Origin of the sequence: Stutzerimonas stutzeri, from assembly GCF_002890895.1 — a bacterium.
GTDB classification, from domain to species: domain Bacteria; phylum Pseudomonadota; class Gammaproteobacteria; order Pseudomonadales; family Pseudomonadaceae; genus Stutzerimonas; species Stutzerimonas stutzeri_AB.
In genome coordinates, this window is record NZ_POUL01000001.1 from 15,150 (window position 1) to 35,229 (window position 20,080).

Sequence of the window (20,080 nt, forward strand, 5' to 3'; positions counted from 1 at the left end):
TTTACAGGTTCCGTTACGGTCGTGATCAGAGCGCGCTGATATCGAGGCCCGTTACGAATTTCGAACAAGCCGTTCCCGTCGCGGCCGGCTGACAGCTCGGCCGCGGGGGAGTCAATGCTTGATCGGTGTTGAAATGGGGCGCGAGGGTCCGCGCCCCGTTGCGCTACTGGACCGCCTGAATCGCAGCTGCCAATTGCTGGGCAGCCTTTTTCGGGTCGGCGGACGAGTCGTTGAAGAAGTTCGTCACGACATCGAACACAGCGCCCTGAACGTAGCTCGACGCCGCCATGCCATGCGCCAGGCTGGGCACCAGACCCGGGCCCTGAGCCGCTTGCTTGAAGTCCGTCATCGATTGCTGGGCGCAGGCATCGAACTCACTCATGTCCTGATCCAGACGGACCGGGATCGAGCCCTTGTTCTGGTTGAAGAACTGCTGGAACTCAGGCTCCAGAACGATCCGGGCCAGATCCTGCTGGGCCTTGCGATTGTCATCGTTGTTCAGCTTGAACATCGCCAGTGAGTCGATGTTGTAGGCGAAGCTGCCCTGAGTGCCCGGGAACGGCACGCACTTGTAGTCATCGCCAGCGATTTTCTTGGCTGCGCTCCACTCGCTCTTGGCCCAGTCGCCCATGATCTGCATGCCAGCCTTGCCGTTCATGACCATGGCCGTTGCGCTGTTCCAGTCGCGGCCTGCGGCATTGTTGTCGACGTAGCTGCGCAGCTTCTTCAGGGCCTCGAAGGTCTTGACCATCTTGTCGCCGGTCAGCACGTCACGATCGAGCTCGACGAATGCCTTTCGGAAGTCCTCCGGGCCAAGAATGGCCAGGGCCAGATCTTCGAAGACGGTTCCGTCCTGCCAGGGCTGGCCACCGTGAGCCAGTGGCATGAAGCCCGCTTCTTTCAGCTTCTCGGCCACTGCGAAAAATTCATCGAGAGTTTTCGGCGGTTCAACGTCGGCTTTCTCGAACACGTCCGGGTTGATCCACAGCCAGTTCACACGGTGTACGTTGACCGGCACGGCGACGTAGTCACCGTCGTACTTCATCGCAGCCGATACCTGTTTGGGCAGCAGTTCGTCCCAATTGGCTTTTTCCGCCACCTCGTTAAGGTCAGTCAGCAGGCCCAACTCACCCCACTCCTGAATGTCAGGGCCTTTGATCTGAGCGGCTGCGGGTGCGTTGCCAGAAACGGCGCGGGTCTTGAGAACGGTCATGGCTGCTTCGCCACCGCCACCGGCAACGGCGAAATCCTTCCAGGTGTGGCCCTCTTCCTCGACCAGGCGCTGCAGGGTGTCAGCAGCGCGCTTTTCGCCTCCTGAGGTCCACCAGTGCAGCACTTCAACTTCCCCGGCGTGGGCGAAAGGAACGAGGGAAACAAGGGAAACAGCAGTAACCAGACGATGAATCGCGTTCATTGGGGTTCCTTTTCTTGTTGTTATCGATGCAAGTCTTTGCTTGCGCTGCACCGATTCTAGGCGCGCGAATCATCGCGCCGGGTAACGAAGGGATAGTGATTGGTCACCGTTTCGTTACAAAGCTCGGGACTTTGTAACGCGTTGAGGTGCCACGCCTGCGGAGGGGCTCAATCGGTCGTCCGCGGAAGGCTCAAGGTCACCCGTAGCCCCCCAGCAGGCAGATTGCGCAGACTGACCTCACCGCCATGGGCATGCGCGATGTTGCGCGCGATGCCGAGACCAAGTCCGTAACCGGGTTGCTTGGCGGCGAGGCGGAAGTTGGGTTCGAATACCTGCTTGAGCCAGGCTTCAGGCACCCCAGGCCCTTCATCATCAACATGCAGAACGAAGGTTCCGTTATCGTCTTCGATAAGCAGATGGGCACGTTCGCCATACTTCAACGCGTTGTCCAGCAGGTTGCCGATGCAGCGCTTGAGCGCCAGCGGCTTGCCGGCATAGGGGGCACTCGCCCTGCCCTGAACCGTGACGCGGCCGTTGCCTCCAGTCGCCAGATACGGCTCGGTGACGCAATCGAGCAGCAGATTGAGATCCAGCGGTTCGATGTTTTCGTGGATATCGGTGTCCTTGACGCACTGCAGTGCGCCTTTGACCAACAACTCCAGCTCATCCAGGTCACGGCTGAATTTGCGCTGCAAGGCTTCATCTTCCAGCAGCTCCACACGCAACCGCAGCCGCGTGATGGGCGTACGCAGATCATGCGAGATCGCACTGAACAACTGGCTACGTTCGGTGAGGTAACGCCCGATGCGCTCACGCATGCTGTTGAATGCGCGACTGACTTCCACCACCTCACTTCCCCCCGCCTCGGGCAACAGTTCCACTTCGCTGCCCAGCGACATCTCGCGCGCCGCCTGGGCCAGCTGCTTGAGCGGTCGGCTTTGCCAGTGCACCAGAATACCGATGAACAGCAGCAGAAAACTGCTGGTCAGAAAGATGAACCAGAGCTGCTGAGTGGGGACGCCTTCATTCTCGAGGCTGACATAGGGTGCCGGCATCAGCGAGGCGAGATACAGCCACTCGTTCGGCGCAATCTGAATCTGAGTGACCAGCACAGGCGGGTTCAGCGGCTCCAGGCTCAGTGCGTAATGCGCCCAGGACCGCGGCAACTCGTCCAGCTTCAGGCCGCCGTTGAAAATCCGCAGATCGTCAGGACTGACGAAGCTGACTGACATGTCGACATTCCTGCCGAGACGTTCGCGCAGCACCTCATCCACCTGCGCCAGCACCGCCTGCTTGCGCTCGGTTGGCGGCAGGATTCGCATCTCAAGCGGCTTGTCATTCAGCGATACGAAAAAGCGCGTGCCACCCATGCTGCGCAACTGGTCGAGCACCAGCGGCCGATACCCCAACGGCAACGAACGAAAGTAGCTGACGCTGGCAGCCATCGAATGCGCCAAGCTACGCGCACTGGTCAGCAGCCCTTCCATCTGGCTTGCGCGAAGCTGCGAGACCCAGATAAAGCTGGACAGCGCCTGCGCCATCAGCACCACTAGCAGCGTCAGGAAAAGCATGCGGCCGAGCAGTGAGCGTGGAACAGGCGACCAGCGGCGCTTAACCGAGCGCGTCATGATGCGGTGCGACCTGCGCGGCGAGCATGTATCCACTGCCCCGTACGGTTCGAATCAATCTTGGGCACTTTCCGGTGTCGCGCAGCCGCTGACGCAGGCGACTGACCGCCATGTCGACTATCCGCTCGAGCGGCATGACCTCGCGGCCGCGGGTGGCGTTGGCAATGGTGTCACGGTCGAGGATCTGTTGCGGATGGTCCAGAAACAGCTTGAGCAACGCAAAGTCGGCGCCGGACAGCAGCACCTCTTCACCGTCTTGATGAAACAACCGGTGACTGACCATATCCAGCCGCCATTCATCGAAGGCCTGTACGTCACTGCCGCGCTCCTGGCCAAAGTTGACCCGACGCAGCAACGCTTTGATCCGCGCCAGCAGCTCGCGCGGACTGAAAGGCTTGCCGAGGTAATCGTCGGCACCCAGCTCCAGACCAATCACTCGATCAGCCTCATCTGAACTGGCGGTCAGCATGATGATCGGCATTTGTGCCAGCCGCTGATGCCCTCTCACCCAACGGCAAAGGCTGAAACCGTCCTCATCGGGCAACATCACATCAAGAATGACGAGGTCTGCAGGGTCGTGGCTCATGGCTTCGCGAAACTGCGCACCGTCGGCAACGGTGCGCACCCGAAAGCCTGATCGGCTGAGGTAGGTGTCTAGCAGCTCGCGGATTTCCTGGTCATCGTCGACCAGCAGAATCGATCTTCCAACCTGGCTCACTGGCGTCCTTTCTCTTCTTATAGGGTGTTTCGAAACGGGTCAGTCCCCGCTGGGCAGGCCCTCCAGCAACTGCTGCAATGCCACGCCGGCGCCTTCCAGGCCAGGATACTTGGCAGTCACTACCCAGACCGGAATATTGTCAAAATACCGACTCATATTGCCCTTGTCGCGAAAACTCTGGCTGAAACCGCTGCGCCTGAAGAATTCGACGAAGCGCGGAACGATACCACCCGCGATATAAACGCCGCCTCGCGCACCCGTGGTCAACACGTTATCGCCGGCGATCCGACCCAGCCAGACGCAGAATTGTTCCAGCACCGCTGCCGCATAGGCATCACCGGTCAGCGCTGCCGCGGTCACCTCAGCTGGGCTGGCCAGTTTTACCGGCTCGTTATCCAGCGCGCAGCTGGTCCGATAGAGTTCCAGCAAACCGCCGCCACTCAGAATCGCTTCAGCATTCACGTGCCCTAACTTATCGTGCAACCGCGTCCACAGTGCAGCCTCTCGCGCGCTGCCGATAGGCAGGCAGACATGGCCACCCTCCCCTGGCAGCGCCCGCCAACTGCCGTCCTTGAGCGGCAGCAGTGTCGCGACGCCGAGGCCGGTCCCAGGGCCGATCACCAGGCGTGCGGCGCCGGGTTCAGACTGCCCCGAACAGACCTCGACCAGTTCGCCTTCGCGCAGCCGGGTCATGCCCAGCGCCATGGCGGTGAAGTCATTGATCAGCAACAGGTTGCTCAATCCCAGGTCCTGGCTGAACGCCTTGCGGCTGAGGCGCCAATGGTTGTTGGTGAAAGCGAATTCATCGCCTGAAACCGGCCCGGCACAGGCCAGACACACGGCCTGCAGCGCGTCGACAGCCAGTCCGACGCCTTGCAGGTAGGCACGAATCGCATCTTCCGGGCGTGGATAATCAACCGTCGGCAATACCCGCACCGACTCGATCTGCTGGTCTCGCCACAAGGCAAAGCGCGCATTGGTGCCGCCGATATCCCCTACGAGCGCCGTCACTTGAGCGCCCCCAACGCCTCGGTGAAGACGCTAGCGCCCTTTTCCGCCGGGCTGAACGCCGCGCGCAGAAAGCCGAACAGCTCACGTCCGCAGCCAATCCCCAGATCGCTCGGAGCCGAGATGGCGTCGCGGCTATCGAACTCGGCCTGATCAACCAGTACTCGAAGCTCACCCGTTTCGCCATCGACACGAATGACATCGCCGTCGCGCACACGGCACAGCGGACCGCCGTCGAGCGCTTCCGGACAGACGTGGATAGCCGCCGGTACCTTTCCGGAGGCGCCGGACATGCGGCCGTCAGTGACCAGCGCAACTTTGTAGCCGCGATCCTGCAGCACGCCGAGGAATGGGGTCAGCTTGTGCAGTTCAGGCATGCCATTGGCTTTCGGCCCCTGGAAACGCACCACGGCGACGAAATCCTTTTCCAGTTCACCGTTCTTGAATGCCAGTGCGAGCTCGCTCTGGTCATTGAACACGCGCGCCGGCGCCTCCACCACGCGGTGTTCCGGCGCGACCGCGGAGATCTTCGTGACGCCACGCCCAAGGTTCCCTTCGAGGACACGCAGTCCGCCCTCAGGCGAGAACGCGCGCTCGACCGGGCGCAGGATAGCCTCGTCCAGACTGTTTTCCGGGCCTTCGCGCCAGACGAGCTTGCCGTCGTCGAGGAAGGGTTCCTTGGTGTATTGGCTGAGGCCCTTGCCCAAGACGGTGTATACGTCATCGTGCAGCAAGCCGGCCTCAAGCAACGTACGCACCATGAACGGAACCCCACCGCAGGCGTGAAAATGGTTAACGTCCGCCTGCCCGTTCGGATAGACCTTGGCGAGCGTCGGCGTGACCGCCGAAATGTCGGCCATGTCCTGCCAGGTCAACTGGATGCCTGCCGCCTGGGCGAACGCCGGGATGTGCAGGGTGTGGTTGGTCGAACCGCCCGTGGCATTAAGCGCTACGATTGAGTTGATAACCGATTTTTCATCGACGATCTTGCACAGCGGCACGTAGTTACCCGACTGCGGCGTAAGGCGAGTGATCTGCCGCGCCGCCTCACGTGTGAGCTCGTCACGCAGTGGCGTATAGGGATTGACGAAGGACGAACCCGGCAGGTGCAGGCCCATGATCTCCATCACCACCTGGTTGGTGTTGGCGGTGCCATAGAACGTGCAGGTACCAGGGCTGTGATAAGACGCCATCTCCGATTCCAGCAGCTCCTCACGGCTGGCCTTGCCTTCTGCGTAGCGCTGGCGCACTTCCGCTTTCTGCTTGTTGGGAATCCCAGAGGTCATCGGGCCACCGGGCACGAACACTGACGGCAGGTGGCCGAAGCGCAGCGCGCCGATCATCAGTCCCGGAATGATCTTGTCGCAGATACCGAGGTAAAGGGCCCCGTCGAACATGTTGTGAGACAGCGCGACGGCCGTGGCCATGGCGATTACTTCGCGACTGGCCAGGCTCAGTTCCATACCCGCCTCGCCCTGAGTCACGCCGTCACACATTGCCGGCACACCACCAGCGAACTGCCCGATCGACCCCACTTCGCGCAGCGCTTCCTTTATCAGGTCGGGAAAGTACTGATACGGCTGATGCGCCGAGAGCATGTCGTTGTAGGCCGAGACGATGGCTACATTCGCCTCGTTCATCAGCCGCAAACGCTGCTTGTCATCGGCCGATCCACAACCGGCAACGCCGTGAGCGAAGTTGGCGCACTGCAGCTTGCCGCGCTGAGGCCCATCACTCGCCGCGCCGGCCATCTGCGCCAGATAGCGCTGTCGGGTCGGCCGGCTGCGTTCGATCAATCGCTCAGTCACTTCTTGAATCCGCGGGTGCATGCCATCACTCCTGCTCATGAATCTTTGGTTTTATCAACAAAACAACATGGATTTGGGCTTGATTTCTATTTTGACAGGAATAATCTTGTAATTCCTACAACAAATTCCGCCCAGGACCTCTTATGACTATTCGGATCGCCATTAACGGCTTCGGTCGTATCGGACGCAACGTCCTTCGTGCCCTGTACAGCCAGAGCTATCGCGAGCATTTGCAGGTCGTGGCCATCAACGACCTCGGCAGCCCGGCGATGAACGCCCACCTGTTGCAATTCGACAGCGTCCACGGCCATTTCGACGCAAAAGTCGAAGTGTCAGACGACCAGCTGCGGGTCAACGGTGACCCGATTGCCGTGACAGCTATTCGTAACCCCGCGGAGCTGCCGTGGCGCCAGCACAACGTCGATGTGGTCTTCGAGTGTACCGGCCTGTTCACCTCCCGTGAAAAAGCCAGCGCACACCTGCAGGCCGGTGCCGGCAAAGTCATCATTTCAGCCCCGGCCTCCGGCGTTGACGCCACCATCGTCTATGGCGTCAATCACGACACATTGCGTCAGTCGCACCAGATCATTTCCAACGCATCCTGTACGACCAACTGCCTGGCGCCCGTAGCGCAGGTCCTGTCACGCGAATACGGCATCGAACACGGCCTGATGACCACCATCCATGCCTACACCAATGACCAGAATCTGTCGGACGTCTATCACAGCGACCCGTTCCGAGCGCGCTCGGCCACCCAGTCGATGATCCCGACCAAGACCGGCGCCGCCGAAGCGGTGGGCCTGGTACTGCCAGAGCTGGCCGGCAAGCTGACCGGCATGGCCGTACGCGTTCCGGTGATCAACGTCTCGCTGGTCGACCTGACCCTCGAACTGAGTCGCGAGACAACCGCCGAGGAGGTCAACGCATTAATGCTCGACGCCAGTCAGCACTCGCCGATTCTGGCGTGCAACTCGCTGCCGCTGGTTTCCTGCGACTTCAACCACAACCCGATGTCGTCGATTTTCGACACCAACCACACCAAGGTTAGCGGACGCTTGCTGAAAGTGATGGCCTGGTATGACAACGAGTGGGGTTTTTCCAACCGGATGCTAGACACTTGCCGCGCTCTTCACGAAGCGTCATAAGATCAGCCGCCCATTCCTGCCCTCAAGGAAGAACATGAACCGCATCGATTTTGTGAGCGCGACACTCCCCGCCCGCAAACGTATCGCACTGGTCGCGCACGACCACTGCAAGGAGCGCCTTTTGGACTGGGCTGAGCGGCAGAAATCAAAACTGGAGCCACATGAGTTGCTGGCCACCGGGACCACGGGGTTGCTACTCGAGCGGCGCTTGAAGTTGCCGGTGGAGTGCATGATCAGCGGCCCCCTCGGAGGAGATCAGCAGATCGGCGCACGCATTGCCGAGCGCAGGATCGACATGCTGGTGTTCTTCTGGGACCCCTTCGAGCCACAGCCCCATGACCCTGACGTGAAGGCGCTGCTAAGGGTCGCCGCGGTGTGGAACATCCCGCTGGCGGCCAACGAAAGCAGTGCCGATTACCTGCTTTCCAGCCCGCTGCTGGACCAGGAACATTCACTGAGCATCCCGAACTACGCAAACTACCTGGCCGGCCGCCAGGTAACCGATCAATAGTCGCGACGGTCCTCTTCTGGTGTGGACTGACCTTCCTCAGGGTCAGTCTCGCCGCGCAGGTCATCAAAATCGGTCTTCAATCCGGTTTCCATACTGTCCAGCTCGGCCAGAAGACTGCGGAAGCTGGTTTGTTCACGCGGCGTCTCCGGCTCCCCTTCGAGATCGGCGCGCGCCTGCAGCGCCGCCGGCACCGGAGCCTCTTCGACGTCGACCAGCTGGGGTTCGGGCTCCATCTCGCGCAACACGGCCAGCGGGGGCAGCTCGTCGAGGTTCTTGAGGTTGAAATGATCGAGGAATTGCTTGGTAGTGGCGAACATGGCCGGTCGCCCTGGCACGTCGCGATGACCGACCACCCGCACCCACTCGCGCTCCAGTAGCGTCTTTACGATCTGGCTGTTGACCGCCACTCCGCGGATATCCTCGATCTCGCCACGGGTGATTGGCTGGCGGTACGCGATCAGTACCAGCGTCTCCAACAGGGCCCGCGAATAACGCTGTGGCCGCTCCTCCCATAGCCGGCCAACCCAGGGAGAAAAACGCTCGCGCACCTGCAGGCGGTAACCACTGGCCACTTCTTTCAGCTCGAACGCTCGTCCCTTGCATGACTTGTCCAGCACTTCTAGCGCCTTGCGCAACAAGCTGGGGGTTGGCCGCTCGATTTCGTCGAACAGCTCGGCCATTCGCTCAACCGACATCGGCTTGCCTGAGGCCAGCAAGAAGGCTTCAAGCAGCGAGGCAAGATCCTTGGGATCGGACAGATTCACAGGCTCGGTTCCATTGACTCTTCCAGTGGCAATGAGGACTCATCGCTGCGGGCCCTGACATGAATCGGTGCGAAGGGCTCGTTCTGCACCAGCTCGACCAGCGATTCCTTGATCAGCTCAAGCACTGCCATGAAGGTCACCACCACACCGAGCCGCCCTTCCTCGGCGGTAAACAGCGCAACAAAAGGTACAAAGCCGCCGCCCTTGAGCCGTTCGAGCACATCGCTCATGCGCTCGCGGGTCGACAGCGTCTCACGCGTGACCTGATGGCTTTCGAACATGTCAGCACGACGCAACACCTCAGCCATGGAGATCAACAGCTCCTCCAGACTGACCTGAGGCAGCAGCTTGCGTGCGCGAGCGTCAGGTGCGTCGAGTTTCGGCACGTGAAGGTCACGACCTACCCGCGGCAGCTGGTCGATATCTTCCGACGCCGCCTTGAACCGCTCGTACTCCTGAAGCCTACGGATCAACTCGGCACGCGGGTCGAGTTCGTCCTCCTCCACCTCGGCCGAGCGAGGCAGCAGCATGCGCGACTTGATCTCAGCCAACATGGCCGCCATTACCAGATACTCGGCCGCAAGCTCCAGGCGCACCGCCTTCATCAACTCGACATAGCCCATGTACTGACGAGTGATTTCCGCGACAGGGATATCGAGAATATCGATGTTCTGCTTGCGGATCAGATAGAGCAGCAAATCCAGCGGTCCCTCGAATGCCTCAAGGAAGACCTCGAGCGCATCTGGGGGGATATAGAGATCCTGCGGCAGGTTATTGAAAGCCTCGCCGTAGACAAGCGCCAGCCGCAGCTGCTCGCCGGGCGCCTTGAGGGTCGCCTCGGCCTGGGTGTCCTGCATTATCTCTCCGGAACGAACGAGTACTGGAAGCGGCGACAGCTTATGCCGGCGCCCGAATAGGCTCTAGCGATAATTCAGACCCATGGCCTGACGCACGACCACCAGGGTCTCGCGTGCTTCGTCGCGGGCCTGCTCAGCGCCTTCAGCGAGAATGCTGCGCACCAGATCCGCATTCGCCTCGTAGTCCTGAGCTCGTTCTTGCAGCGGTGCCAGCTCGAGCTTGATCGCATCGATAAGTGGCGCTTTGCATTCCAGGCAGCCGATGCCCGCGGTGCGACAGCCTTGCTCCGCCCACCTGCAGACGTCTTCTACAGAATGGGCCTGGTGCATTTGCCACACCGGACAACGTGTCGGCTCACCCGGGTCGTGGCGATGAACGCGTGCCGGATCGGTTGGCATGCGCTTGATCTTTTCCTCGATCTCAGACGGCGTGTCGCGCAGAAAGATGGAATTACTGGCCGACTTGGCCATTTTTCCGCCGTCCAGCCCAGACACCTTGGGGATATCGCTGAGCAACGCCTGCGGTTCGGGCAACAACAACCTGCCGCTTCCCTCGAGATACCCAAACAGGCGTTCCTGGTCGCCAATGGTAATGGTCTGCTGATCCTTGAGCAGCGCACGGGCGGTATTCAGCGCTTCGAGATCGCCTTGCTCCTGATAGCTCTTGCGCAGACTGGCGTATAGCTTGGAGCTTTTCTTGCCGAGCTTGCGTACCGCCGCTTCGGCCTTGACCTCGAAATCCTCTTCGCTGCCGTACAGATGGTTGAAGCGTCTGGCGACATCGCGAGCAAACTCGATATGCGGCAACTGATCGGCGCCAACAGGCACGACACCTGCGCGATAGGCGAGGATGTCAGCGGCCTGCAACAAGGGATAACCGAGAAAACCGTAGGTGCCGAGATCTTTGTTCTGCGAATCAAGCTGCAGCTCCTTGTAGGACGGCACGCGCTCCAGCCACGCCAAGGGGCAGATCATCGAAAGCAGCAGGTGCAGCTCGGCGTGTTCGGGCACCTGGGACTGGATGAACAACGTGGCAGAGCTCGGGCTGACACCGGCCGCCAGCCAATCGACTGCCATCTCCTGCACATTGCGTGCGACATCTGTGCCTGCAGCGTAGTCGGTGGTCAGTGCATGCCAGTCAACGATGCAGAAAAAGCATTGGTACTCATGCTGCATTCTGACCCAGCTCTTCAGCACGCCGTGATAGTGGCCGAGGTGGAGACGGCCGTTAGGCCGCATTCCGGAGACTACACGTCGCTGCGAATCCATGGCGCTCAAAAGGGTTTCCTTCGTAGATTTGAAAAAAGCGAACGGTTCAGCCAGCGAACGGCGCGGGATCGCCGCAGCCGACCCGTACCACTTCCGGATCGCCATCAACCAGGCTGATGACGGTCGACGCTTCGACGCCACCGTAACCGCCGTCGATGATCAGGTCTACCTGATGCTCCAGCGCATCCCGCATTTCGTAAGGGTCGCTCATCGGGTCGGTTTGACCAGGCAGGATCAGGCTGACGCTCATCAATGGCTCACCCAGCTCGGCGAGCAACGCCTGCGCAATCGGTTGAGCAGGCACGCGCAGGCCAATGGTACGACGCTTCGGATGCAACAGCATTCGCGGCACCTCCCGAGTGGCGCTGAGAATGATGGTGTAAGGCCCTGGCAGATGCGTCTTGAGCAGGCGGAAAGCGGCGGTATCCACCTTCGCGAACAATCCCAGCTGGGACAAGTCGCGACAGACCAGGGTGAAATTATGTTTATCGTCCAACTGGCGCAGGCGGCGAATGCGCTCGATGCCGGTTTTGTTTCCCATCGAGCAACCCACGGCATAGGAAGAGTCGGTGGGGTAAACCACCACGCCGCCGCTGCGAATGATCTCTACGGCCTGCTTGATCAGCCTGGCCTGTGGGTTGTCTGGGTGTATCTGAAAGAATTGGCTCATGGGAACTCCCTGTTCAGCGGCCAACAGACTCGCCGGGTTCATGATCAAAAGACTTCCACAGCGGTCGCAAATCGTCAGGGAGGGTTCTATACATACCTAGCTCCGACCAGTCGCCTGGCGCATGGAAATCACTGCCGATGCTGGCCATCAGCCCGAACTCCCGCGCCAGGATCGACAAGCCACCCACCTGCTCCAGCGGTTGCATACCATTGACCACTTCCAGCGCATGACCTCCTGCCTGGGCGAATTCGCTCACCAGTCGGCGTCGTTTACTGCGGGTGAAATCGTACTGCCAGGGATGCGCCAAACTGATCCAGGCGCCGGCGTCGCGCAAGGTACTCACGGTTCGCTCAAGCGTCGGCCAATGCTGCTTGACGTCCCCCAGCTTGCCGGAGCCGAGCCACTTGCGAAATGCCTCGGCGCGGTCGCGCACATGCCCTGCACGCACAAGGTAATCCGCAAAATGAGGGCGAGCCGGCGCGTTGCCGCTATCCCCCAGCTCCTGCTGAATTGCCCGCGCACCCTCCAGCGCACCAGGCATTCCCTTGGCCTCCAGGCGCTGAGCAATCGTCTCGGCACGCTGCCAGCGGCCGGCGTGCAACTCGCCAATAGCCTGTTGCAGCGCAATGGCATCACGGCGAAACGCGTAACCCAGCACATGGATGGTGGCGCCATTCCAGACACAGGACAGCTCGATGCCATTGACCAGCCGGACACCCAGCAAATCAGCAGCGGCGCGAGCATCATCGAGCCCTTCGAGGGTGTCGTGATCGGTCAGCGCAAGCAGTTCGATTCCACGCGCATGTGCTCGCTGCACCAGCGCGTCCGGCGCAAGCACGCCGTCAGAGGCGGTGCTATGGCAATGCAGATCAACAATCATTCGGGACAGATTCTCCAGGGGGCTTGGCAGCTCACAGCGTGTGACCGCCAGCGCCAGCGCTCGTGCCGTCGTCCAGTTTGCCAAAGCTTGCGCAATGTCTTGGAAACGGCAAGCGGACAGCGTTCCGCTAAAAGCGCGGTTTGTTATTATGCCGGGCACATCTGCCCTCTGGCTTGCCTCGTGAAACAAATCATCGACTTCGTTCCGCTGCTGCTGTTCTTCATCGCCTACAAAATCGAGCCTACAACGGTCGACATCGGAGTTTTTAGCCTGGGCGTTGGCGGCATATTCAGCGCAACAGCGGTGCTGGTCGTCAGCTCCGTCATCATCTACGGCGTTTTGTTCATCCATCAGCGACGACTTGAAAAAAGCCAGTGGCTGACATTGGCGGCTTGCTTGTTATTCGGCGGGCTGACCTTGGCGCTGCACAGCGAAGCGATTCTCAAGTGGAAAGCGCCCGTACTGAACTGGCTGTTCGCGCTGGCCTTCACCGGTAGCCACTTCATCGGCGACAAACCGCTAATCCAGCGGATGATGGGTCATGCCGTCAGCTTGCCGGTAGCCCAATGGGCCCAGCTCAATGTCGCCTGGATTCTGTTCTTTCTTGTCTGCGGCTTCGCCAATCTCTTCGTTGCCTTCGTCTACCCCGCGATCTGGGTAGACTTCAAAGTCTTTGGCAGCCTCGGCCTGACGCTGCTGTTCATGGCTGGCCAGGCCCTATATCTGGTGCGCCACATGCAACCCGAACCTGAACAATCATAGGAATCCAACATGCTCTACGCCATCATCGCCAGCGATGTACCCAACTCCCTGCAGGACCGTCTGGCCTCGCGCCCCGCTCACCTGGCGCGTCTCGACCAACTCAAAAGCGAGGGCCGGCTCGTGTTGGCTGGCCCACATCCGGCAGTGGACAGCAATGACCCAGGCGCAGCCGGCTTTACTGGCAGTCTGGTTGTCGCCGAATTCGACTCGCTGCAGGCAGCCGAACAGTGGGCTGCGGCCGACCCCTACAAAGCCGCAGGCGTTTATGGCGATGTCATCGTCAAACCTTTCAAGCAGGTTTACCCCTAAGTCGATCGGCTGACGCCGCCACCCTGCTGCAGAGCCGTCGCTTCGCCACGGCCCTGCAGAGAAACAACCGTTGAGGAAAAAGGAGTTCCGATGCGCCAAGGTCCGCTGTTTCTGCTGATTGCCCTAGGTCTCGCCACACCCTTGCTGCAGGCCGAAGAAGCCACCATCGAGCCGCCCGCCGAACAGCATGTCGAGCTGGAGCACCGCCTAAGCGACAATCAGCAGCAACGGGAGGCGATCAAGGAAAACCTCGACGTCGCCGTCAGTGCAGTGAGCCAGGCCCAGCTTTTAAGACTGCGCCAGGAGAACCAGCGTTTGCGCCTGCAGCTTGAACAAGAACAAGCGCAGACGCAGGTGCAGCCGCCACTGCTCAACGACCAGCAACAGTGGTTCGCCGTTGGGGGCGGCGTCGGCGTGCTGGGCTTTCTGCTTGGTGTCCTGACAACCCGCGGCCGCCGCCGCCGTCAATGGCTGAACTGAATCGACGCGAGCGAACCATGAGCGAATTGCTGCTGATAGATGATGACCAGGAGCTTTGCGAGCTGCTGGTCAGCTGGCTGGCCCAGGAAGGCTTCGTCGCCCGTGCCTGCCATGACGGCCAAAGCGCACGTGCAGCGCTGGCCGAACACCAACCCTCGGCAGTCGTGCTCGACGTCATGCTGCCTGACGGCAGTGGGTTGGAATTGCTCAAGCAGCTGCGTAGCGAATATCCCGACCTGCCAGTATTGATGCTTTCCGGGCGAGGCGAGCCACTTGACCGCATCCTGGGCCTGGAGCTGGGTGCCGACGACTACCTCGCCAAACCCTGTGATCCACGCGAACTCACCGCCCGCCTGAAGGCCGTTCTGCGCCGTAGCCAACCGGCCAGCACGCCGACCCAACTCGAGCTGGGTGATCTCTGGTACAGCCCCGCACGCGGCGTCGCCAGCGTTGGCGATCATGAGGTCACGCTCACCCTTTCCGAAGGGCGCATTCTCGAAGCACTCCTGGGCCAGCCCGGCGAACCTATGGAAAAGCAGGCGTTGGCGCAGCTGGCCCTGGGTCGCAAGCTCACCCTGTACGACCGCAGCCTGGACATGCACGTCAGCAACCTGCGCCGAAAACTCGGCCCCCATCCAGACGGCCGCCAGCGGATCGTCGCCTTGCGCAGCCGCGGCTACCTTTACGCATCCTGACCGGCCTTTACCCAGCCTTTACCCTGCACTGACTGCCGTTGACCTTGCGCATCCTAGACTGAGCTCATCCGGTCGAAGCCTGCTGAGGCGCCCTCGAAAGGCGCCCACTCGGTGACCGGTTTCCATATCAAGGAGAAACTCATGATGCGCAAAACCCTGATTGCCGTACTTTTCGCCTCCACCCTGCCCACCATTGCCATGGCAATGCCAGACGATGGCCAGCGCCATCATGGTGGCAACCACTCGCCTTTCGAGCAGCTCGACCTGACCAAAGAGCAGCGGAAAGAGATGCGCCAGCTGATGGGGCAGCAGATGAAAAGTCATCGCGAAATCACTCAACGGTACTTGAACAAGCTGCCCGAAGCCGATCGCAAAGCCATGCAGGAAGAATTAAAGGCCAACCAGGAAAAAACCCAAAAACAGGTGCGTGACCTGCTCAAGCCTGAACAGCAGGAGAAGTTCGACGAGCTGCACGAAAAGATGGCAGCCAAGCGCGCCGACCGCGCTGAATTCGAACAGTGGAAAGCCGAACGCGATCAAAAGAACTGATCTACAAATCCGCAAAACCGCCCGGCGCACCCCACCTTGAGCCAAGCGCGCCGGGCTTTCCTCTGGAGTACATGACCGGTGCGATCACTGTTCTGGCGCATCCTTGCGACGTTCTGGCTAGCCATTGCGCTGGTAGCAGGCTTGGCCATGCTCCTCGGTCATGCGCTCAACCAGGACACCTGGATTCTCAACCGTCACCCCGGCGTGAATGGCCTGGCCGAGATGTGGACCAAGGTCTACGAGCGACAGGGACCAATCACTGCACAGTTTCTTCTCGAACGGCATCGCAACCGCTTCGGCGTCGATGTGCAGGTTCTGGCCGAGAACGGCCAGCCAATCATCCGCGGTACCTTTCCGGCTCGCGCCGCCGCTTTCGAAGCGCGCCAGGAACACCGCGACGGTCGCCTGCCCTGGCGGCGGCTGACTGCTGATTACACCAGTCCCGAAACCGGCAATACCTACCTGTTTATCTACCGTATTCCGAATCAGGAGCTGCAAGCCTGGCACCGAGGCAGCCTGTTCTGGCCCCTGAGTGCGCTCGCCATCGCCTTGGTCGTTCTGACCGGGTTCAGTCTGCTGCTGACCCTTTCAATCACGCGTCCGCTCGACCGGCTTCGCGGCGCCGTGCACGACCTGGGGCAGACCACCTATCAGCAGAATTCGCTGGCGCGCCTGGCCAATCGACGCGACGAGCTGGGCGTGCTTGCCAAGGACTTCAACCGCATGGGAGCCCGACTGCAAAGCCTGATCGGCAGCCAGCGGCAATTGCTGCGTGACGTTTCCCACGAACTGCGTTCGCCGCTGGCCCGCCTGCGCATCGCACTGGCACTGGCAGAACGCGCCACGCCGGCCGAACGCGAAGCCATCTGGCCACGGCTGGCCAAGGAATGTGATCGCCTGGAGGCGCTGATCAGCGAGATCCTGGAGCTCGCCCGACTCGACGCCGACCCTGGCGCGCCGAACCCCATCAACTTGCAATCGATGTTCGACCAGCTTGAGGAAAACGCCCGCATTGTCTCGCCGAATCAACGCATTGACTGTCAGGTTGAAACCGAAGCCCAGTTGCAAGGCTGGCCGGACATGCTCGAGCGCGCCCTCGACAATCTGTTACGCAATGCCTTGCGTTTCAATCCCGAAGGCAAGCCCATCGAACTGCGAGCCAGCAGCGACACTCAACACCTGCTACTGAGTGTCCGTGACCATGGACCTGGCGTAGACGGAGCCCACCTCGAGCAACTGAGCGAACCCTTCTTTCGAGCACCCGGGCAGACCACAGCGGGACACGGGCTGGGGCTCGCAATCGCTCGCCGAGCCGCAGAACGTCATAACGGCGAGCTACTGCTGGGCAATCACCCGGACGGTGGCTTTATCGTTACGCTGAAGCTGCCGCTGAAACTGGCTATCGACGCTCCGCAGCACGCGTAGTGAGCTAGCGTGCACCGGACCACTCAGTGACGAACTGCCGCGGTTCCAGTTCCGGCGGGGTTCGCAGCGTACCCTCAGGGGTGCCGACGTAGATGAACCCCAGGATTTGCTCGTCACCGGTCAACCCCAGCGCCTTCGCCAGGTACGGATCGTAAGCAAAGTCGCCGGTCCGCCATACGGCGCCAAGGCCCTGAGCGTGCGCAGCCAGTAACAAACCGTGCGCAGCGCAGGACACTGCAAGCACTTGTTCGGAACCCGGCACCTTCGGGTGCGGCTGCACGCGTGCAATGACCACCACCAGCAGCGGCGCGCGCAACGGCATCTTGCGGGCTTTCAGTACGGCATCATCGCGCGCCTCAGGCGAGCGCATACGCAGCGATTCAGCCATCAACTTGCCCAACTGCTCGCGGGCTTCGCCTTGCACAGTCAAGAAACGCCACGGACGCAGCTGGCCATGATCCGGCGCGCGCAGGGCAGCACGAAACATCACGCCCAGCTGAGCCGGTGTTGGCGCAGGATCGGTAAGCCGCGTGACAGACACGCGGTTGAGCAACAGGTCGAGAGCTTCCATCCGACTACCTCCGAAAACGAATCGGACATTCTAGAGCCCAGAGCCGTTCGTTTGGCAGCACAGGTTGTAGCAAGCGCCGTATCGGCTGACCAATTGACGATCAGCGCCCCGAATGCCAACGCTGTCAGGCGACCCGATCAGGCGCAAGCTGCGGTTCCAGCGGGGGCATCAGCGGTGGAAGACCGTGGGCCGCGCGAGCCGTGTCGCAATGCGCGTTATGCTGACCGTCGACCCAGGACGCTTCGAATTCGCGACAGGTACTCGAGCGCTGCTCATACATGGTGCAACGCACGCCGCAGCCCACATCGCCCATCAGCCCTACACAACGCGCTGGATTGGATTGCGTCCCAAGCATAGCGACGTGAAATGGGCTGACCTGCACGGTTGCGCTGTCAGGAACTGCACCGCCGGACGAGGCACACTCGCCCCAAAAGAAAGACACACGAAAATACGCGCAGCAGGCGCCGCACGTGAGGCAGGGATTGTCGATGGACATGGAAGGTGAACACTCAGAAACCGGCAAAGGGCCGGCACCGGGCGGCTATTCTATTCATCGCAACGAACTTGGGAAGAGGCCCGCCAGGGGGGTTACAAAAGATTTTTCAACAGGCCGATAGCCGGTTTACTGCCACAGCGACAGGCGTAGAATGGCGGCCTCATTTTTCGAGCCGAGCAGCAATCACACATGGCCTTGCCGACCCTGCGCATCATCGGTTTCATTCTCGGCATTTTCCTGATCACACTCGCAGTCAGCATGGTCATTCCGATGGTCACGCTGTTCGCGTTTGACCGAACTGACGATCTTCAAGCGTTTCTGTGGTCCAGCCTGATTACTTTCGGCTGCGGTTTTGCGCTTGTTGCACCAGGTCGACCGGCCAATACCAACCTACGCCCGCGCGACATGTACTTCCTGACCACGGTCAGCTGGGTGATCGTGTGCTGCTTCGCCGCCCTGCCGCTCATGCTCATCCAACACATCAGCTATACCGATGCGTTCTTTGAAACCATGTCCGGTATCACCACCACCGGTGCGACGATACTCTCAGGACTCGATAGCGCATCACCAGGCCTGCTTATGTGGCGATCACTGCTGCATTGGCTCGGCGGTATCGGCTTCATCGGCATGGCAGTCGCCATTCTGCCGCTGCTACGCGTTGGTGGTATGCGACTGTTCCAGACCGAATCATCTGACTGGTCAGAAAAAGTCATGCCGCGTTCACACATGGCCGGCAAATACCTGATCGTTATCTATCTGGTCTTTACTCTGGCAGCGTTCATCGCGTTCTGGCTGGCAGGAATGAGCGGATTCGATGCGATCAACCATGCGATGTCCACCGTGGCGACTGGCGGCTATTCGACCTCCGACGCATCGCTCGGCAAGTTCGGTCCAGCCACGCATTGGGTTGCGATCTTCTTCATGATTTTAGGCAGCTTGCCGTTCACCCTGTACGTAGCCACCGCTCGCGGCGACCGTCGGGCACTTTTTGGGGATCAGCAGGTTCGCGGGTTTCTGGTGATGCTCACCGCAACAAGCCTGTTATTCAGCCTGTGGTATTGGTTCAACCATGAAGACAGCCTTCTCGACTCGCTGCGCATCGTGACATTCAGCGTTGTATCGGTCATCACGACCACAGGCTATGCCGTCAGCGATTACACCCAATGGGGTGGTTTCGCGGTCATGGTGTTCTTCTATCTCACCTTCCTCGGTGGTTGTTCCGGGTCTACGTCCGGCGGCTTGAAGATGTTTCGTTTTCAGGTCGCTTACACCCTGCTGCGCTCGAACCTCAAGCAACTGGTTCACCCAAGGGCAGTCATCCGCCAACAGTACAACGGGCATAATCTGGACGAAGAAATTGTCCGTTCGATCCTGACATTTTCATTCTTCTTCACCATGACCATTGGTGTGCTGGCCCTGTGTCTGGCACTGCTTGGGCTGGACCCGATCACAGCGCTCACAGGTGCCGCGTCAGCGGTGTGTAACGTAGGTCCGGGGCTCGGGCCGATCATCGGCCCGGCGGGCAATTTCTCAACGCTACCCGATGCCGCGAAGTGGTTGTTATCCGTCGGCATGCTGCTTGGCCGATTGGAAATCATCACCGTGCTGGTGATGTTGACCCCTTCTTTCTGGCGCCACTGACGGGCTCATGTCTCGCCGATATCCTCGTTCCACAGTTCGGGGCTGTCGGCGATGAAGCGACGCATCATCTCGACACAGCCCGGCTCCTGCAGCACCTCAACCTCAACGCCCCGACCGCGCAGCAGCAGTTCCTCGCCCATGAAGGTCTGGTTCTCGCCGATCACCACCTTCGGTATGCCATAGAGCAGAATCGCCCCGCTGCACATGGAACAGGGCGACAGCGTCGTATAGAGGGTGGAATCGGCGTAGACGCTGGCCGGTTGCCGACCGGCGTTTTCGAATGCGTCCATCTCTCCGTGCAGCACCGCGCTGCCTTGCTGAACCCGCCGGTTGTGACCGCGACCAATGATCCGACCCCGATGGACGATTACCGAACCAATCGGAATCCCCCCCTCGGACAGCCCCTTCTGCGCTTCGTCGATTGCGGCCTGCATGAATTCATCCATTCACGGTGCTCCTTCGCTCTTGCTGGATAGTGGG

Annotated in this window: 22 protein-coding genes; 9 read left to right on the forward strand and 13 right to left on the reverse strand. The window is 60.5% G+C overall.

Going from position 1 to position 20,080, the window contains the following annotated elements; all coding sequences use genetic code 11:
- Positions 1–163 precede the first annotated feature (163 nt).
- The 5 genes from CXK96_RS00085 to edd form a co-directional block, all read right to left on the reverse strand.
- Positions 164–1,414 carry an ABC transporter substrate-binding protein gene (locus CXK96_RS00085; protein ID WP_102834491.1) on the reverse strand — a complete coding sequence of 417 codons (1,251 nt, stop codon included), beginning with the start codon at positions 1,412–1,414 and terminating at the stop codon, positions 164–166.
- Between the two features lie 167 nt (positions 1,415–1,581).
- Positions 1,582–3,042 (reverse strand): ATP-binding protein, encoded by a 1,461-nt coding sequence (locus tag CXK96_RS00090; RefSeq protein ID WP_102834492.1) that lies wholly within the window; start codon positions 3,040–3,042, stop codon positions 1,582–1,584.
- Complete coding sequence (locus CXK96_RS00095; protein ID WP_102834493.1) at positions 3,026–3,760, reverse strand: response regulator; 735 nt, start codon at positions 3,758–3,760, stop codon at positions 3,026–3,028. Before CXK96_RS00095 ends, CXK96_RS00090 begins: the two co-directional genes overlap by 17 nt.
- A gap of 39 nt (positions 3,761–3,799) precedes the next feature.
- Entirely contained in the window at positions 3,800–4,771 is a 972-nt protein-coding gene (locus tag CXK96_RS00100) for a glucokinase (RefSeq protein ID WP_102834494.1), read from the reverse strand.
- Positions 4,768–6,597, reverse strand: coding sequence for a phosphogluconate dehydratase (edd, locus tag CXK96_RS00105; RefSeq protein ID WP_102834495.1), 1,830 nt, complete (start codon positions 6,595–6,597; stop codon positions 4,768–4,770). The genes CXK96_RS00100 and edd overlap by 4 nt, the downstream gene beginning before the upstream one ends.
- Positions 6,598–6,719: 122 nt before the next feature.
- Between edd and gap the strand changes: the two genes are divergently transcribed.
- Entirely contained in the window at positions 6,720–7,721 is a 1,002-nt protein-coding gene (gene gap, locus CXK96_RS00110; protein ID WP_102834496.1) for a type I glyceraldehyde-3-phosphate dehydrogenase, read from the forward strand.
- Positions 7,722–7,755: 34 nt separating this feature from the next.
- Positions 7,756–8,232: a methylglyoxal synthase gene (locus CXK96_RS00115; RefSeq protein WP_102834497.1), complete on the forward strand. Its 477-nt coding sequence runs from the start codon at positions 7,756–7,758 to the stop codon at positions 8,230–8,232.
- Here CXK96_RS00115 and scpB read toward each other — a convergent pair.
- From scpB to CXK96_RS00140, 5 genes are all read right to left on the reverse strand, one after another.
- Positions 8,226–8,996, reverse strand: a complete 771-nt coding sequence (gene scpB, locus CXK96_RS00120) for an SMC-Scp complex subunit ScpB (protein WP_102834498.1) — start codon at positions 8,994–8,996, stop codon at positions 8,226–8,228. The genes CXK96_RS00115 and scpB overlap by 7 nt on opposite strands.
- The gene (locus CXK96_RS00125) at positions 8,993–9,853 is read right to left on the reverse strand and encodes a segregation and condensation protein A (RefSeq protein ID WP_102834499.1); all 861 of its coding nucleotides are present in this window, start codon (positions 9,851–9,853) and stop codon (positions 8,993–8,995) included. The genes scpB and CXK96_RS00125 overlap by 4 nt, the downstream gene beginning before the upstream one ends.
- A 63-nt stretch (positions 9,854–9,916) precedes the next feature.
- Positions 9,917–11,122: a tryptophan--tRNA ligase gene (locus tag CXK96_RS00130; RefSeq protein ID WP_102834500.1), complete on the reverse strand. Its 1,206-nt coding sequence runs from the start codon at positions 11,120–11,122 to the stop codon at positions 9,917–9,919.
- A 46-nt stretch (positions 11,123–11,168) separates the two neighbouring features.
- The gene (locus tag CXK96_RS00135; RefSeq protein ID WP_102834501.1) at positions 11,169–11,792 is read right to left on the reverse strand and encodes an L-threonylcarbamoyladenylate synthase; all 624 of its coding nucleotides are present in this window, start codon (positions 11,790–11,792) and stop codon (positions 11,169–11,171) included.
- Between the two features lie 13 nt (positions 11,793–11,805).
- Positions 11,806–12,672, reverse strand: a complete 867-nt coding sequence (locus tag CXK96_RS00140; RefSeq protein WP_102834502.1) for a PHP domain-containing protein — start codon at positions 12,670–12,672, stop codon at positions 11,806–11,808.
- A 180-nt stretch (positions 12,673–12,852) separates the two neighbouring features.
- Here CXK96_RS00140 and ispZ point away from each other — a divergent pair, with 180 nt between their 5' ends.
- The 6 genes from ispZ (at position 12,853) to CXK96_RS00170 (ending at position 16,892) form a co-directional block, all read left to right on the forward strand.
- Positions 12,853–13,434, forward strand: coding sequence for a septation protein IspZ (gene ispZ, locus CXK96_RS00145; protein ID WP_102834503.1), 582 nt, complete (start codon positions 12,853–12,855; stop codon positions 13,432–13,434).
- A gap of 9 nt (positions 13,435–13,443) precedes the next feature.
- Entirely contained in the window at positions 13,444–13,743 is a 300-nt protein-coding gene (locus CXK96_RS00150) for a YciI family protein (protein WP_102834504.1), read from the forward strand.
- A gap of 90 nt (positions 13,744–13,833) precedes the next feature.
- Entirely contained in the window at positions 13,834–14,223 is a 390-nt protein-coding gene (locus tag CXK96_RS00155) for a hypothetical protein (protein WP_102834505.1), read from the forward strand.
- 17 nt (positions 14,224–14,240) lie between these two features.
- Positions 14,241–14,918, forward strand: a complete 678-nt coding sequence (locus tag CXK96_RS00160) for a response regulator transcription factor (RefSeq protein ID WP_102834506.1) — start codon at positions 14,241–14,243, stop codon at positions 14,916–14,918.
- A gap of 144 nt (positions 14,919–15,062) precedes the next feature.
- On the forward strand, positions 15,063–15,467 hold the full coding sequence (locus CXK96_RS00165) for a Spy/CpxP family protein refolding chaperone (RefSeq protein ID WP_102835010.1): 405 nt from the start codon (positions 15,063–15,065) through the stop codon (positions 15,465–15,467).
- Between the two features lie 78 nt (positions 15,468–15,545).
- A complete protein-coding gene (locus CXK96_RS00170) occupies positions 15,546–16,892 on the forward strand; it encodes a sensor histidine kinase (RefSeq protein WP_102834507.1) in 1,347 nt (448 codons plus the stop codon).
- 4 nt (positions 16,893–16,896) lie between these two features.
- Here the strand turns inward: CXK96_RS00170 and CXK96_RS00175 are convergent, their stop codons facing one another.
- A complete protein-coding gene (locus CXK96_RS00175; RefSeq protein WP_102834508.1) occupies positions 16,897–17,463 on the reverse strand; it encodes a nitroreductase family protein in 567 nt (188 codons plus the stop codon).
- Between the two features lie 124 nt (positions 17,464–17,587).
- Positions 17,588–17,959 (reverse strand): YkgJ family cysteine cluster protein, encoded by a 372-nt coding sequence (locus CXK96_RS00180; RefSeq protein ID WP_102834509.1) that lies wholly within the window; start codon positions 17,957–17,959, stop codon positions 17,588–17,590.
- A gap of 189 nt (positions 17,960–18,148) precedes the next feature.
- Between CXK96_RS00180 and CXK96_RS00185 the strand changes: the two genes are divergently transcribed.
- Entirely contained in the window at positions 18,149–19,600 is a 1,452-nt protein-coding gene (locus tag CXK96_RS00185) for a TrkH family potassium uptake protein (RefSeq protein ID WP_102834510.1), read from the forward strand.
- A 5-nt stretch (positions 19,601–19,605) separates the two neighbouring features.
- Here the strand turns inward: CXK96_RS00185 and CXK96_RS00190 are convergent, their stop codons facing one another.
- On the reverse strand, positions 19,606–20,046 hold the full coding sequence (locus CXK96_RS00190) for a nucleoside deaminase (RefSeq protein ID WP_102834511.1): 441 nt from the start codon (positions 20,044–20,046) through the stop codon (positions 19,606–19,608).
- Positions 20,047–20,080: the final 34 nt, after the last annotated feature.

Excerpts from the sequence above, each read along its gene's own strand:
- CXK96_RS00085 (WP_102834491.1), bottom strand. The coding sequence starts at position 1,414 with ATGAACGCGATTCATCGTCTGGTTACTGCTGTTTCCCTTGTTTCCCTC.
- CXK96_RS00090 (WP_102834492.1), bottom strand. The coding sequence starts at position 3,042 with ATGACGCGCTCGGTTAAGCGCCGCTGGTCGCCTGTTCCACGCTCACTG.
- edd (WP_102834495.1), bottom strand. The coding sequence starts at position 6,597 with ATGCACCCGCGGATTCAAGAAGTGACTGAGCGATTGATCGAACGCAGC.
- gap (WP_102834496.1), top strand. The coding sequence starts at position 6,720 with ATGACTATTCGGATCGCCATTAACGGCTTCGGTCGTATCGGACGCAAC.
- CXK96_RS00115 (WP_102834497.1), top strand. The coding sequence starts at position 7,756 with ATGAACCGCATCGATTTTGTGAGCGCGACACTCCCCGCCCGCAAACGT.
- CXK96_RS00125 (WP_102834499.1), bottom strand. The coding sequence starts at position 9,853 with ATGCAGGACACCCAGGCCGAGGCGACCCTCAAGGCGCCCGGCGAGCAG.
- CXK96_RS00130 (WP_102834500.1), bottom strand. The coding sequence starts at position 11,122 with ATGGATTCGCAGCGACGTGTAGTCTCCGGAATGCGGCCTAACGGCCGT.
- CXK96_RS00135 (WP_102834501.1), bottom strand. The coding sequence starts at position 11,792 with ATGAGCCAATTCTTTCAGATACACCCAGACAACCCACAGGCCAGGCTG.
- CXK96_RS00140 (WP_102834502.1), bottom strand. The coding sequence starts at position 12,672 with ATGATTGTTGATCTGCATTGCCATAGCACCGCCTCTGACGGCGTGCTT.
- CXK96_RS00150 (WP_102834504.1), top strand. The coding sequence starts at position 13,444 with ATGCTCTACGCCATCATCGCCAGCGATGTACCCAACTCCCTGCAGGAC.
- CXK96_RS00155 (WP_102834505.1), top strand. The coding sequence starts at position 13,834 with ATGCGCCAAGGTCCGCTGTTTCTGCTGATTGCCCTAGGTCTCGCCACA.
- CXK96_RS00160 (WP_102834506.1), top strand. The coding sequence starts at position 14,241 with ATGAGCGAATTGCTGCTGATAGATGATGACCAGGAGCTTTGCGAGCTG.
- CXK96_RS00165 (WP_102835010.1), top strand. The coding sequence starts at position 15,063 with ATGCGCAAAACCCTGATTGCCGTACTTTTCGCCTCCACCCTGCCCACC.
- CXK96_RS00175 (WP_102834508.1), bottom strand. The coding sequence starts at position 17,463 with ATGGAAGCTCTCGACCTGTTGCTCAACCGCGTGTCTGTCACGCGGCTT.
- CXK96_RS00180 (WP_102834509.1), bottom strand. The coding sequence starts at position 17,959 with ATGTCCATCGACAATCCCTGCCTCACGTGCGGCGCCTGCTGCGCGTAT.
- CXK96_RS00185 (WP_102834510.1), top strand. The coding sequence starts at position 18,149 with ATGGCCTTGCCGACCCTGCGCATCATCGGTTTCATTCTCGGCATTTTC.
- CXK96_RS00190 (WP_102834511.1), bottom strand. The coding sequence starts at position 20,046 with ATGGATGAATTCATGCAGGCCGCAATCGACGAAGCGCAGAAGGGGCTG.